The organism is Rhodospirillales bacterium, from assembly GCA_016699855.1.
Classification (GTDB): Bacteria; Pseudomonadota; Alphaproteobacteria; order Reyranellales; family Reyranellaceae.
In genome coordinates this window covers 2414682-2428900 of the sequence record CP064988.1, presented here as the reverse complement: position 1 = coordinate 2428900, position 14219 = coordinate 2414682, and the positions used below count along the sequence as shown (strand labels likewise).

Annotated in this window: 11 protein-coding genes and 2 pseudogenes; 8 read left to right on the top strand and 5 right to left on the bottom strand. The window is 71.2% G+C overall.

The annotated features are described in order from the left end of the window. Positions 1 to 223: 223 nt before the first annotated feature. From IPK81_11405 to IPK81_11370, 8 genes and pseudogenes are all read left to right on the top strand, one after another. Positions 224 to 583, top strand: a complete 360-nt coding sequence (locus IPK81_11405; protein ID QQS14698.1) for a hypothetical protein — start codon at positions 224 to 226, stop codon at positions 581 to 583. Positions 584 to 657: 74 nt separating this feature from the next. Further along, the gene (locus tag IPK81_11400; GenBank protein QQS14697.1) at positions 658 to 1512 is read left to right on the top strand and encodes an SDR family NAD(P)-dependent oxidoreductase; all 855 of its coding nucleotides are present in this window, start codon (positions 658 to 660) and stop codon (positions 1510 to 1512) included. A 139-nt stretch (positions 1513 to 1651) separates the two neighbouring features. Further along, a complete protein-coding gene (locus IPK81_11395) occupies positions 1652 to 3250 on the top strand; it encodes an ABC transporter substrate-binding protein (GenBank protein ID QQS14696.1) in 1599 nt (532 codons plus the stop codon). A gap of 73 nt (positions 3251 to 3323) precedes the next feature. Continuing rightward, entirely contained in the window at positions 3324 to 4271 is a 948-nt protein-coding gene (locus IPK81_11390) for an ABC transporter permease (protein ID QQS14695.1), read from the top strand. A gap of 33 nt (positions 4272 to 4304) precedes the next feature. Next, on the top strand, positions 4305 to 5198 hold the full coding sequence (locus tag IPK81_11385; GenBank protein ID QQS15066.1) for an ABC transporter permease: 894 nt from the start codon (positions 4305 to 4307) through the stop codon (positions 5196 to 5198). Beyond that, positions 5198 to 6237, top strand: a pseudogene (locus tag IPK81_11380) (ABC transporter ATP-binding protein). Before IPK81_11385 ends, IPK81_11380 begins: the two are co-directional and overlap by 1 nt. Further along, positions 6234 to 7139: pseudogene (locus IPK81_11375) on the top strand (ATP-binding cassette domain-containing protein). The pseudogenes IPK81_11380 and IPK81_11375 overlap by 4 nt, the downstream one beginning before the upstream one ends. A 137-nt stretch (positions 7140 to 7276) precedes the next feature. Next, a complete protein-coding gene (locus tag IPK81_11370) occupies positions 7277 to 8035 on the top strand; it encodes an SDR family oxidoreductase (GenBank protein ID QQS14694.1) in 759 nt (252 codons plus the stop codon). Between the two features lie 3 nt (positions 8036 to 8038). On the opposite strand, the gene IPK81_11365 is transcribed toward IPK81_11370, so the two are convergent. From IPK81_11365 to polA, 5 genes are all read right to left on the bottom strand, one after another. Then, on the bottom strand, positions 8039 to 8971 hold the full coding sequence (locus IPK81_11365) for a branched-chain amino acid ABC transporter permease (GenBank protein ID QQS14693.1): 933 nt from the start codon (positions 8969 to 8971) through the stop codon (positions 8039 to 8041). Positions 8972 to 9032: 61 nt separating this feature from the next. Continuing rightward, complete coding sequence (locus IPK81_11360) at positions 9033 to 9638, bottom strand: hypothetical protein (protein ID QQS14692.1); 606 nt, start codon at positions 9636 to 9638, stop codon at positions 9033 to 9035. A gap of 11 nt (positions 9639 to 9649) precedes the next feature. Continuing rightward, on the bottom strand, positions 9650 to 10279 hold the full coding sequence (locus IPK81_11355) for a glutathione S-transferase (GenBank protein ID QQS14691.1): 630 nt from the start codon (positions 10277 to 10279) through the stop codon (positions 9650 to 9652). Positions 10280 to 10301: 22 nt separating this feature from the next. After that, positions 10302 to 11069: a hypothetical protein gene (locus IPK81_11350; GenBank protein QQS14690.1), complete on the bottom strand. Its 768-nt coding sequence runs from the start codon at positions 11067 to 11069 to the stop codon at positions 10302 to 10304. A 19-nt stretch (positions 11070 to 11088) separates the two neighbouring features. Continuing rightward, on the bottom strand, positions 11089 to 14091 hold the full coding sequence (polA, locus tag IPK81_11345) for a DNA polymerase I (protein ID QQS14689.1): 3003 nt from the start codon (positions 14089 to 14091) through the stop codon (positions 11089 to 11091). Positions 14092 to 14219: the final 128 nt, after the last annotated feature.

Sequence of the window (14219 nt, the reverse complement as noted above, 5' to 3'; positions counted from 1 at the left end):
GGTTTCGGGTCGGCGGCGACGCGGAAGCGCGTCTGCGCGACCATACGCAGAGGGCGCTTCCGGCGTCTCTGAGTCCACCGGCATGGTGATTGCATCGGCGTCTGTGGATAAATCAACTTGACAATGAGCAATCACTCGTTCTACGACTCCTCGCATGAAGGAGTGATTGCTCAGTTTTTGCATCCGCATTTTGCGAGATGGCTGAGCCACAGGTTGAAACACCATGGTTAAGATGTTCTTCGTCGAGGAAAATCACGTGGCCCACAGCGGCGGCCTCTGGTACGCGCCGGGGATCCTCATGGTTGTCGAACCGAACGAGAAGGTCGACGTCTACGGCGCCCGCGACGGCGTTCCGGAGACCTTCAAGGGCCGCTTCACCTACGACGCTCTGGAACTCGACGCGCCGCCGGCAGGCCTGCTCTGCGCCGGCCATCTCGCGGGCCTCTCGCTGCACGAGATCGCGGGCACGCAGACCGCGCGCCGCGCCGCCAGGGGCCACGCCCCGGCCACCGCGACGGTGCTCCCTTTTCCGGTCGTGATGTCCGCGCGCCGCCCGGTCGTGGCGACCCGGACCGCCGCCTGAACCGCTCGCCCCGGTCGACGGCCTGACCGATACTCCTTCCGGAACCGGCGTCCCGAACGACGCCGGCCGGGAGGATGGAATGGGTAGAACTCGACGGCAAGGTGGCGATCGTCACCGGCGCCAGCCGCGGCATCGGCGAGGCCATCGCCCGGCTCTTCGCGCGCGAAGGCGCCCGCGTCGTCTGCGCCGCGCGCACCCTCAAGGAAGGCGACCACGTCTACGCCGGCTCGCTGGCGAGCACCGTCGAGGCGATCCGGGCCGATGGCGGCGCCGCGTCCGCCTTCGCGGCCGACGTGTCCGCCGAGAGCGACTGCGTGGCGCTCGCCGACCACGCCCGCGCGGCGTTCGGACCGGTCGACGTCCTCGTGAACAACGCCCCGCTCAACTACTACATCCCGACGGTCGACTATCCGACCAGCCGCTGGATGAAGGCGTTCGCCGTGAACGTCCACGGACCGTTCATGCTCTCCAAGGCGGTTCTCCCCGACATGGTCGCGCGCGGCGCCGGCGCCATCGTCAACATCGGCTCCGGCTCGGCGATCGGACCGGGCCGCGGCCCCTACGCCGACAAGACCGTGCGCGGCGGCGTGATGTACGGCGCCAGCAAGGCGGCGCTGGAGCGCCTCACGCAGGGGCTGGCGCAGGAACTCGCCGCGCATGGCGGCATCGCGGTGACCTGCGTGTCGCCGTCGCGCGTCGTGCCGACGCCGGGGACGATCCACCACAAGCTGGTCGACGGTATCGACGATCCGCGAGGCGAGCCGCCGGAGATGATGGCGCGCGCCGCCCTGCTGCTGGCTAGCGAGCCGGCCGCCAAGGTCAACGGCCGCGTCACCTACAGCCAGCAGATCCTCAAGGAGTTCGGCTGGATCGACCGGGCCGCCGGCCGCGGCGTCGACACCATGGGCTCGGGCTATTCGCAAATCTGACATGCGCGGCGCCGCGTTTGCGCCCCCGCGGGTTCCCTGACAGGATCGCGACGCCGGGCGCGGATTCCACCGCGTCGGCCAAGCGGCGCAAAGCCGCCAGAGCGCGCGGCGCCGGCCGCGCCCGTTGGGAGTGAACGCCATGAACGCGACAGCCGTGTCGCGCGCCGTGTCGGCCCTGCTGGTCGCCGTCGCGCTCGTCGTCCCGCAGGCCTTGGCCCAGAAGCAGGGCGGCACGCTGCGGGTCTCGCACCGCGACAATCCGCCGAGCGCCTCGATCCACGAGGAGGCGACGATCTCGACGGTGATGCCGTTCATGGGCCTGTTCAACAACCTCGTCCTGTTCGACCAGACGACGAAGCAGAACCGGCTCGACGGCATCGTCCCCGACCTCGCCACCGCGTGGAAGTGGGACGACACCGGCACCAAGCTCACCTTCACGCTGCGCGACGGCGTGAAGTGGCACGACGGCAAGCCGTTCACCAGCGCCGACGTCAAGTGCACATGGGACATGGTCCAGGGCCTGGGCGAGAACAAGCTGCGCAAGAACCCGCGCAAGCCCTGGTACTTCAATCTCAAGGAGATCACGACCAACGGCGAGCGCGAGGTCACGTTCCATCTGAACCGGCCACAGCCGTCGCTGCTGGCGATGCTGGCCGGCGGCATGTCGCCGGTCTATCCCTGCCACGTCTCCGCCGCGCAGATGCGCACCAAGCCCGTCGGCACGGGGCCGTTCAAGTTCGTCGACTTCAAGCAGAACGAATCGATCAAGATCGCGCGCAATCCGGACTACTGGAAGAAGGGCCGGCCCTACCTCGACGCGATCGAGTACACGATCATCGCCAACCGCTCGACCTCGGTCCTGGCCTTCATCTCCGGCCGCTTCGACATGACGTTCACCGCCGAGCTGACGCGGCCGCTGATGCGCGACGTCAAGGACAAGGTGCCGTCGGCTGTGTGCGAGCTGTCGCCGACCAACACCCAGAGCAACCTGCTGGTCAACCGCGAGAAGCCGCCGTTCGACGACCCGAAGGTGCGCCGCGCCATGGCGCTCAGCATCGACCGCGCCTCGTTCAGCCAGATCCTCGCCGAAGGCGACGACGCCGCCGGCGGCTCGATGCTGCCGCTGCCGCACGGGCAGTGGGGGATGCCGGCCGAGCTACTCCGGTCGGTGCCCGGCTACGATCCCGACGTGGCGAAGAACCGCGAGCAGGGACGCGAGATCATGCGCGGCCTCGGCTACGGCCCGGACAAGACGCTCAAGATCAAGGTCTCGACGCGCAACATCTCAAGCTACCGCGACGCCGCCGTGATCCTGATCGACCATCTGAAGCACGTCCACATCGAGGCCGAGCTCGAGCCGCTCGACACCAGCGTGTGGTACGCGCGCATGCTCAAGAAGGACTACTCGGTCGGCATGAACGTGCAGGGCGTCGGCGTCGACGATCCGGACGTCGTGTTCTACGAGACGTTCGGCTGCGGCTCGGAGCGCAACTACACCAACTACTGCAACAAGGACCTCGAGAAGCTGTTCGAGAAGCAGTCGACGATGACCGACCTCGCGGCGCGCAAGGCGCTGGTCGCGCAGATCGACAAGACGCTCCAGGAGGACGGGGCGCGGCCGGTGATCCTGCACGGCAAGGCCGTGACGTGCTGGCAGGCGCCTGTTAAGGGAGTGAACATGGCGGTCAACTCGATCTACAATCACTGGCGGTTCGAGGACGTCTGGATCGACCGCTGACGCGGGCCGGACCGCCGCGCAAACAAAAACGACGCCGCGCGCGCGGCGCGGACACGGGGAGGGGACGGCGCCTATGGGGGCCTATCTGGTGCGACGCCTGCTGCTGATGGTCCTGACGCTGTTCGGGATGTCGGTGGTCATCTTCGTGCTGCTGCGGATCGTGCCGGGCAACATCGCCGACATCCTGTTCGACTCGGCCGGCATGGTCGACGCGACGGAGAAGGCGAAGATCGTCGCCGATCTCGGGCTCGACCGGCCGATCGCGGTCCAGTACGTGGAGTGGATCGGCGGCCTGTTCCGGGGCGACCTCGGCTTCTCCTACGTCTCCGAGCGCCCGACGCTCGACGAGATCGCGCCGCGCATCCCGATCACCGCCAAGCTGGCGTTGCTGGCGCTGATCTTCTCGGTGGTGATCGGCGTGCCGCTGGGCGCGATCAGCGCGGTGCGCCAGAACACCGGCCTCGACTACGCCATCCGCGTGCTCAGCCTGAGCGGGCTGTCGCTGCCGTCGTTCTGGCTCGGCCTGCTGATCCTGATGGCCTTCGTGCGCTGGTTCGGCGACCTGCCGATCTACACCAAGCCGCCCGACACGCTGTGGGGAGAGATTCTGCTGCTGTCGGTGCCGGCCGCCGCGGTCGGTTTCCGCAGCTCGGCGCTGCTGGCGCGGCTGACGCGCTCCTCGATGCTGGAGGTGCTGCGCCAGGACTACATCCGCACCGCCCGTTCGAAGGGCGTGTCGGAGAGCGCGGTCAACGCCAACCACGCGCTGCGCAACGCGCTGCTGCCGATCGTCACGGTGATCGGCATCGAGGCCGGCTTCCTGATCGGCGGCCTGATCGTCACCGAGACGGTGTTCAACATCCCCGGCGTGGCCCGCTTCCTGGTCGAGGCCATCCGCTGGCGCGACTACCCGATGGTGCAGAACCTCGTGATGTTCATCGCCTGCGTCGTGGTGGTCGTGAACCTGATCGTGGACCTGCTCTACGGCCTGCTCGACCCCCGCATCCGGGTCGCGGACTGAGGACGGAGCGCAACCATGTCGCACACGCCCGAAATCTCCGCCGGCGACCAGGCTGCCGAGCTGTCGCGCGCCGGCGCCGGCGCCTCCGGCTTCTGGGGCAACGCCCGCTTCCTCACCCGACGCTATCCGCTGGGCGCGGCGGGCGCGGTGATCTTCGCTCTGTTCCTCGGCGCGGCGATCTTCGCCGACGTCGTGGCGCCGCTCGATCCGCTGTCGACCAACGCAAAGGCGTCGCTGGCGCCGCCGGGCGGCACCAACCTGCTGGGCGCGGACTTCATGGGCCGCGACCTTCTCAGCCGCATCCTGCACGGCGCGCGGATCTCGCTGGCGGTCGGGGTCGGCGCCACGGCGCTGGGCTGCTTCTTCGGCGTCGCGCTCGGCCTGTCGAGCGGCTACATCGGCGGCTGGTTCGACCTGATCGTCCAGCGCGTGTCGGACATCATGCAGTCGCTGCCGCTGCTGGTGATGGCGCTGGTGATGGCGGCGTCGCTCGGGCCGTCGCTGCGCAACACCATCATCGCCATCGCCATCCCGCTGGTGCCGACGGTGGCGCGCGTCATCCGCTCCAACACCATGGCGCTGCGCGAGATGCCGTTCGTCGAGGCGGCGCGTGCGGTGGGCATGAGCGAGTGGCGCATCGCCGTGCGCCACGTCCTGCCCAACACCCTGGCGCCGCTGATCGTGCTCGCGACCGCGCAGCTCGGCTCCACCATCCTCACCGAGGCGTCGCTGTCCTTCCTCGGCCTCGGCGTGCCCGAGCCGCATCCGTCGTGGGGCCGCATGCTTTCGGAATCCGCCGCCGAGTACGTGCGCACCGCGCCGTGGCTGGTGATCTTCCCTGGCGTCGCCATCAGCCTGGTCGTGTTCGGCACCAACCTGCTGGGCGACGCGCTTCGCGACATGCTCGATCCGAGGCAGCGCAGCTGATGTCCGTCGATCCCGCCACCGCCGGAGGCGTCGCGCTCGACGTCCGCGGCCTCAAGACCTGGTTCTTCACCCGCCGCGGCGTCGTCAAGGCCGTCGACGACGTCTCCTTCCAGGTCCACCACGGCGAGACCCTGGCGATCGTGGGCGAGTCGGGCTGCGGCAAGAGCATCACGGCGCTGTCGCTGATGCGGCTGGTGCCGACGCCGCCGGGCCGCATCGTCGCCGGATCGGTGGAGATGGACGGCGTCGACCTGCTGACTCTCGAGGAGCCGGCGATGCGCGCCCTGCGCGGCGACCGCATCTCGATGATCTTCCAGGAGCCGATGACCTCGCTCAACCCGGTGATGACCGTCGGCAACCAGGTCGGCGAGGCGCTGCGCCTGCACCGCGACATGTCGCGCGCCGAGGCCGCAAGGCGGTCGAGATGCTCGAGATCGTGAAGATCCCGGACGCCGAGCGCCGCGCCAAGGAGTATCCGCATCAGCTCTCGGGCGGCATGCGCCAGCGCGTCATGATCGCCATGGCGCTGGCCTGCGAGCCCAACGTCCTGATCGCCGACGAGCCGACGACGGCGCTGGACGTCACCATCCAGGCCCAGATCCTCGACCTGATCGTCGAGCTGCAGCGCGAGTTCGGCACCGCCGTCGTGCTGATCACCCACGACCTGGGCGTCGTCGCGGAGACGGCGCGGCGCGTCATCGTCATGTACGCCGGCCGCAAGGTCGAGGAGGCCGTGGTCGGCGAGCTGTTCGCCGATCCGCTGCACCCCTACACGCGCGGCCTGATGGGCTCGATCCCGCGGCTGGGGCTGATGCGCGGCGAGGACGTGGCGCCCGAGCCCGGCGCGCCGCCGCGGCGGCTCCAGGAGATCGCGGGCATCGTGCCGGCGCTCAACGATCTGCCGCCGGGCTGCGCCTTCGCGCCGCGCTGCACGCTGGCCGACGACCGCTGCCGCGTGTCGTATCCGCCCTACGAGGAGCACAAGCCCGGCCACTGGGCGGCGTGCTGGCACGCCGGCGAGAGGGGGGCCGCGCCATGACCGTCCCGTCCGTCGCGACGGTCGCGCCCGTCATCGAGGTCGTCGATCTCAAGAAGCACTTCCCGATCCGCAAGGGCCTGCTGCGCCGCGCCGCCGGCCATGTCTTCGCGGTCGACGGCGTCAGCTTCGCGATCGCGCCCGGCGAGACGCTGGGCCTGGTCGGCGAGAGCGGCTGCGGCAAGTCCACGGTCGGCGGCGCCCTGCTGCGGCTGATCGAGCCGACCTCCGGCACGATCAAGGTCGACGGCGTCGACGTCACGCATCTCGACCGCGCCGCGCTGCGGCCGTGGCGGCGGCGCATGCAGATCGTGTTCCAGGATCCGTTCTCGTCGCTCAATCCGCGCATGTCGGCCGGCGACATCGTCGGCGAGCCGCTGTTCGTCCACGGCATCGCGCGCGGCAAGGAGCTGGAGGAGCGCATCGCGGCGCTGTTCGCGCGCGTCGGGCTGCGCACGGCGCAGATGAAGGCGCTCCCGCACGAGTTCTCGGGCGGCCAGCGCCAGCGCATCGGCATCGCCCGCGCGCTGGCGCTGGAGCCGAAGCTGATCGTGGCCGACGAGCCGGTCTCCGCGCTCGACGTCTCGATCCAGGCGCAGGTCATCAACCTGATGATGGATCTGCAGCGCGAATCCGGCATCGCGTTCCTGTTCGTGTCGCACAACCTCGCGGTGGTCGAGCACATCGCGCACCGCGTCGCGGTGATGTATCTCGGCCGCATCGTCGAGATCGCCGACAAGCGCACGTTGTTCACCTCGCCCAAGCATCCCTACACCGAGGCGCTGCTGTCGGCGGTGCCGGTGCCCGATCCCGCGATCAAGCGCGCCAAGCGCGTGGTCCAGGGCGACGTGCCGAGTCCGGCCGCGCCGCCGCCGGGCTGCCACTTCCACACCCGCTGCCCCTACGCCGAGGCGCGCTGCGCCGCCGCGGCGCGCCTGCGCCTGGGCCAGGGCGTCGCCTGCCGCCTGCCGCCCAGGCGGCCCGGCGCCGCGCGGCATCGACGGAGGGGCGACGGCCGGGCCTTACGGCGGGGCGGCCCCCCGTGCCGGCGGGGGCACGCATCGGCCGCGCCAGCGCCGAGTTGTTCGCGGCCGAGGGCGCCGCCGTGCTGGCGGTCGACCGGACCGAGGCCGCCGTCGCCGAGACCGCCGCGCGCATCGCCGCCGCCGGCGGCAGGGCCGTCGCGCTGGCCGCCGATTGCGGCGCCGAGGCCGACGTCAGGGCGATGGTCGAACGCGCCGTCGCCGAGTTCGGCGGCCTGGACGCGGTCTACGCCAACGCCGGCGTCAGCGGCGGCTCCACGCCGCTGTTCGAGCAGACCGTCGAGCAGTGGCAGGAGATCCTGCGCGTCAACCTCGTCGGTCCGTTCCTCGCCATCAAGCACGCCGCGCCGCGCATGGTGGCGCAGGGCGGGGGATCGATCGTCTGCACGGCATCGGTCGCGGCGCTGCGCGCCAACGCCGGCGGCCATCCCTACAGCGCCAGCAAGGCCGGCGTGGTCAGCCTGGTGCAGACGGCGGCGACGTCGCTCGCGGGGACGGGCGTGCGCGTCAACGCGATCTGCCCCGGCCTGATCGAGACCGGCATGACGCGGCCGATCTTCGACCGCGCGCGCGAGCGCGGCAGCGTCGACAAGATCGGCCAGCTAAACCCGCTGCGCCGCTACGGCGCGCCGTCGGAGATCGCCGCCATGGCGCTGTTCCTCGCCAGCGACGACGCGTCCTACGTCAACGGCCAGGCCTTTCCGGTCGATGGCGGGCTGTCGAGCACGCATCCGTTCGCCGGTCCGCCGCGGCGGTAGCCGTCAGCGCGCGCGCCACCGCCTGAGCGCGCCGGCCGCGCGCGCGGCCAGCCCCGCCAGCCCGTCGGGCATCAGCACGATCGTCGCCACCAGCAGCGCGGCCAGCAGGATGTGCGACTGGCCGCGTCCGACGACGGCGGCGAGATCGGGCATGAACTGCAGGAACAGCCCGCCGATGACGGCGCCGTAGATCGAGTGCATGCCGCCCACGACCATGCCCATCAGGAACTGCACCGACAGCCAGAACGAGTAGGTGTTGGGCGCGACGTAGGCGAACTGGATGGCCGCCAGGCAGCCGGCGACGCCGACGAACGCGGCGCTCAGGCCGAAGGCGTTGGCGCGGTGGTGGTCGACGTCGACGCCCTGCACCGCCGCCGCCGTGTCGTGGTCGCGGACGGCGCGCAGCGCGCGGCCGGAGCGGCTGTCGACCAGGTTGCGCACGGCCCACATGCCGCAGACGAGGACCGCCAGGCTCAGCAGGTACCACCAGCGGTCGGTGCCGAGGCCGATCCATGCGGGTGCCGCCGGCGCGTCGAGGTAGAGGCCCTGCGTGCCGCCGGTCAGCCCCTCGACCAGCCGCGAGCGCAACGTCTGCGGAAACACGATCACCAGAGCGTAGGTGATCAGCGCCTGGTTCCACAGGCTCTGGCGGCCGGCCACGCGGCCGAAGGCGTAGCCCGCCGCCCAGCACAGCAGCGCCGCCAGCGGCAGCGCCCAGTAGAGCGACACCCCGGTGCGGTTGGCGAGCAGCGCCGCGGTGTAGGCGCCGAGCCCGTAGAACGCGGCGTGGCCGATCGAGAGCTGCCCGCTGACGCCGCCGAGGACGACCATGCCGAGCACGGCGATCGACCAGATCACCGCCAGGGTGAAGCGGAACACCATGTAGTCGGCGACGAGGAACGGCAGGACGACCGCCGCCGCGAGCGCCATGGCCATGGCGGCGTGTCGCCACGTCGCGGCTCGACGCGCGCGCGCCATCACGGGCCGACGCCGCGGCTCACGGCAGGATCGCGATGCCGCGGCCGGCGAAGAAGCGGTCGAAGACCGGCGGCGCCAGCGCGACGTCGATCTGCGCCGCGCGGTCGTGGCCGGAAGGGTTGTGGAAGACGATGGCGTCGGCCGAGGCCGCCGTCACCAGCACGAGATGGCCGCCCTTGCGCGGCGGCGTGTCGTCCGGACGCCGGATCGCGGGATGCACCGAGGCGATGAAGAAGCGGGCGCGCCTCAGCATCGCCGGCAGGTCGGCGGCGCCGACATCGACGACGACCTCGGATTCGATCCCGAAGCGCTCTCGGACGAAGCGGGTGAACGGCGCGTAGATCAGGCCGCGGATGTCGTCGCCTTCGAGCACGTAGCCGCCGTAGGCCGCGCAGCCGCGCGTCAGCTCGAGCAACGGAACGTCGCGCCCGTCGCGCGCCGCCAGCGCCATCTTCAGGCAGGCCATGCCGCAGACGTGGTCGGCCCATCGCGCGTAGTCGGCGGCGTCCGCCGCGCCGGACTCCGCCCAGCGCGGATCGTCGGCCAGCCGCAACGCGCCCGACAGGATGTCGGCGGCCCGGTCGGCCGACGCCCACTGGCTGAAATACGGGACGGCGGACGCCACGCGCGCCGGTCTCAGGTCATCGGGATGGCGACGTGCCTGGCGTAGGCGGGACGCTCCAGCAGCCGCGCGTACCACGCCCGCAGATGGACGTGCGGCGGCAGGTCGCCGCGCTCGAACGGCAGGTTGAGCCAGCGGTAGCACATCGCGCCGGCCGGGATGTCGCCCATGGTGAAGCTGTCGCCGGCGACGTAGGGGCGTTCGGCGAGGTGCGCGTCGAGCCGCGACCACAGCGCCGCGGTGTCGACGCGGGCCTTCTCGATCGCGGCGAGGTCGCGCTTCTCAGGCGGCGTGCGGACCAGGCCCCAGAACAGCGTCGTCATGCCGGCCTGCACGACGGTGAGCTGCCAGTCCATCCAGCGCTCGGCGTCGCCGCGCCGCCTCGCGTCGACCGGCCACAACGTGCCGGCGGCGTGCGTCGCGGAGAAATAGCGCACGATCGAGTTGGACTCCCACAGCGTGTAGCCGTTGTCGTCGATCGTCGGCACGACGCCGTTGGGGTTCATGGCGCGGTACCACGGCTGGTCGTTGCCGCCGAAGGCGCCGCCGACGTCGATCCGCTCGTAGGCCAGCCCGCACTCGTCGGCAGCCCACAGCGCCTTCTGCACGTTGATCGAGTTGGCGCGCCCGTAGATCTTCAGCATCCGTCGCTCCCCACGCTGTCGCTCACTGCCGCCGCCACGCGCCGTCGCGCCGCGCGAGGCGGTAGTCGACGCGCTTCCCCGCCCTGGTCTCGGACACCAGGATCGCCTGTCCGTCCGGCGCCCAGCGCAGCTCGAACTTGACGTCCGGCTCGTCGCCCGGCTTCCACTCCACTTTTTCCGGTGTTCCACCCTCCGGCGTCAACGCTACCACGCCGAGCTCGCGGCCGTTCATCAGCTCGTCGCGGAAGCCGAAGGCGCGCGCCGCGTCGGGCGTGAACACCGGCTTCGCCGGCACCGACGCCATCGCGCCGGTGGCGTGCGACACCAGCCAGTGGAACTCGAACTCGTTCATCGACACCTGCACGACGTAGTGTCCGGCCGCCGGCGACGCGCCCGCCAGCGTGTGGAACCGGTCGCCCTCGTGCAGGCCCGCGCCGGGCACGCCCTGGTCGAACAGCTTCAGCGCGCGGCCGCCGCGCAGCGCCAGCATCAGCACCGGCCCCGAGCGCGCCGCCTTCAGGGCACCGCCGGCCGGCAGGGCCTGCATGCGCCGCGCCTCGTCGCGCCACCACTTGCCCTGCGCCGCGGTGAGCGCCTTCGGGTCGGTCAGGGCGTCGATGTCCTTGACCGAGCTCCAGCCGGCCGGCTCGCTCTTCTCGATCACCGCGTTGAGGCCGGGCGCCACGACCGGAGGGCGCGCCGTCGCGTTCTCCTGCGCCGGCGCCGCGCCGGTCCAGAGCGCCGCCAGCAGGGCGGCGCACGCGGCCGTCGATCGGAGGGGGAAGGTCATCGCGCGCGCTCCCCCGGCTTCAATGCGCCTGCGCCCACGACGCGCCGCGGCCGACCTCGACCACCAGCGGCACCGACAGCGTCGCGGCCGTCTCCATCGCGCCCTTGATCAGCGCCGACGCCGCGTCGGCCTCGTCCTCGGGCGCCTCGAACAGCAGCTCGTCGTGCACCTGCAGCAGCATGCGGGTCCTCAGCCCGGCGCCGGCCAGCTTCTCCGGCAGGCGCGTCATGGCGCGCTTGATGACGTCGGCGGCGCCGCCCTGCAGCGGCGCGTTGATCGCGGCGCGCTCGTGGAAGCCGCGCCGCGCCGGATTCTTGTCGTTGATGCCGGCGAGGTGGATGCGCCGCCCGAACGGCGTCACCACGAAGCCGTGCTCGCGGCAGAACGCCTTCGTGGTCTCCATGTAGGCGCGGATGCCGGGATAGCGCGCGAAATAGGCGTCGATGTACTTGCGCGCCTCGCCCTGGCCGATGCCGAGCTGGGCGGCCAGACCGAACGCCGAGATGCCGTAGATGATGCCGAAATTGATCGCCTTGGCCTGCCGGCGCACCGACGGGTCCATGCCCTCGATCGGCGTGCCGAACACCTCCGAGGCGGTGCGCGCGTGGATGTCCTCGCCGCGCGCGAATGACTCCTTGAGCGAGGCGAGGTCGGCGACGTGCGCCAGCAGGCGCAGCTCGATCTGCGAGTAGTCGGCCGACAGCAGGACGTTGCCGTCCTCGGCGATGAACGCCTTGCGGATCTTGCGGCCGTCCTCGGTGCGGACGGGGATGTTCTGCAGGTTGGGGTCGGTCGAGGCGAGCCGGCCGGTCGACGCGCCGGTCATGTGGTACGACGTGTGCACGCGGCCGGTCCGGCGGTCGATCTGCTGCACCAGCGCGTCGGTGTAGGTGCCCTTGAGCTTGGCCAGCGAGCGGTGCTCGAGCACCGTCTTCGGCAGCGCGTGACCGGCTGTCGCGAGGTCCTCCAGCACGCCGGCGTCGGTGCCCCAGGCGCCGTTCTTGTTGCGCTTGCCGCCGGTCAGCTTCTGCTCGTCGAACAGGATCTCGCCGAGCTGCTTGGGCGAGTTCAGGTTGAAGCTCTTGCCCGCCAGCTTGTGCGCCTCGATCTCGAGATCGGCCATGCGGCGTTCGAAATCGGCGCTCAGCCGGCGCAGCTCGGCGGCGTCGACCTTGACGCCGGCGCGCTCCATGTCGACCAGCACGGGGATCAGCGCCCGCTCCTCGACCTCGTAGAGCGTGGCCATGCGCTCGGCCAGCACGCGCGGCTTGAGGATCAGCCAGAGCTGCATCGTGACGTCGGCGTCCTCGGCGGCGTAGTCGCGCGCCTTGTCGACCGGCACCCGGTCGAAGGTGATCTGCTTCACGCCGCTGCCGGCGACGTCGGCGAACTTGATCGTCTCGATGCCGAGGTGGATCCGCGCCAGCTCGTCCATGCCGTGCCCGTTCCTGCCGGCGTCGAGCGCGAAGGACAGCAGCATCGTGTCGTCGACCGGCGACAGGTCGATCCCGTAGCGCAGCATCACGGCGCGGTCGTACTTGGCGTTCTGTCCGACCTTGAGGACCGAGGGGGCCTCCAGCAGAGGTTTGAGCCGCGCGATCGCGATGTCGAGCGCGATCTGGCCGGGTAGTAGCGCGCCCTTGCCCTCTCCGTCCGCGGCGCCGCCGCCGTCGCCCAGCAGATCCAGCGCGCCCTGCGCGGCGCCGGCCGCGGCGCGGTGCGCCAGCGGCAGGTAGCCGGCGCGCCGGCGGCCGGCGCCGATATCGGCGATCGGTCCGTCCGGCAGCGCCAGCGACAGGCCGACCAGGTTGCCGTTGAGCGAGTCCAGCGCGTCGGTCTCGGTGTCGAACGCCACCACGCCCGCCGCGCGCGCGGCGGCGATGAAATCGTCGAGCCGCGCGCTGTCGTCGATCAGCTCGTAGTCGGTCAGACCGAACGGCGCCGTGCGCGGCAGCCGCCAGTCCGGCGCGCCCGGCGGCGGTTGGATCGAGGCGGCCGCCGCCTCCGGCACCGCGGCGCCGGTCGCGGGATCCTCCGACGGGGCCGGCCCGGCGTCGGCGCCGCCGGGGAGCGCCGCGCCATCGGCCGGCGGCGTCCAGCCCGCCGGCAGCATCGCACGGTACTTGGCGGTCAGCGAACGGAAGCCTTGGACCTCGAGCCACGGCACGAGCACCGTCGGGTCCGGCGCGCGCTTGTCGAACGAATCGGCGGAGCGCTCCACCGGCACGTCGTCCTTCAGGCGCACCAGCTCGCGCGACATCCGCGCCATGTCGGCGTTGGTCGTCAGCGCCTCGCGCCGCTTCGGCTGCCTGATCTCGCCGGCCCGCGCCAGCAGCGTGTCGAGATCGCCGTACTCGAGGATGAGCTGCGCCGCCGTCTTGACGCCGATGCCGCGCACGCCCGGCACGTTGTCGGTCGAATCACCGGCCAGCGCCTGCACGTCGACCACCTTGTCGGGCGGAACGCCGAACTTCTCGACCACCTCGTCGCGGCCCATGCGGCGCATCTTGATCGGATCGAACAGCGCCACCCGGTCGCCGACCAGCTGCATCAGGTCCTTGTCGGACGACACGATGGTGACGTCGGCGCCGGCCGCCACGGCCTCGCGCGCGTAGGTCGCGATCAGGTCGTCGGCCTCGTAGCCCGGCATCTCGATGCACGGCAGCCCGAACGCGCGGGTGGCCTCGCGGAACAGCGGGAACTGCGGCACCAGCTCCTCCGGCGGCTCCGGCCGGTGCGCCTTGTACTCGGGGTAGATCGCGTTGCGGAAGGTGTGGCGGCCGGCGTCGAGGATGACCGCGACGTGGTCGATGGCCGGGTCCTCGATGAACTGCGTCAGCATCTTGCAGAAGCCGAACACCGCGTTGATCGGGGTGCCGTCCGGCCGCGTCATCGGCGGCAGCGCGTGGAAGGCGCGGAAGATGTAGCCCGAGCCGTCGACCAGCCAGAGATGGCGCAACGGCCGGTCCTCGCCGGCGGGCGTGGTGGCGGACGGGGTCGGGGCGGCGGACGGTGGAGCCATGCCGATTCGCTAGCACGGCGGGGAGGGGGTGTCAGTCTCCCGGACGCGTCTCGGCTGTGCGCGGATCGGCCGGGCGGCGCGTGGACCACCGGTCCGCGCCGACGACATTGATTGATACCGCTAGCGAT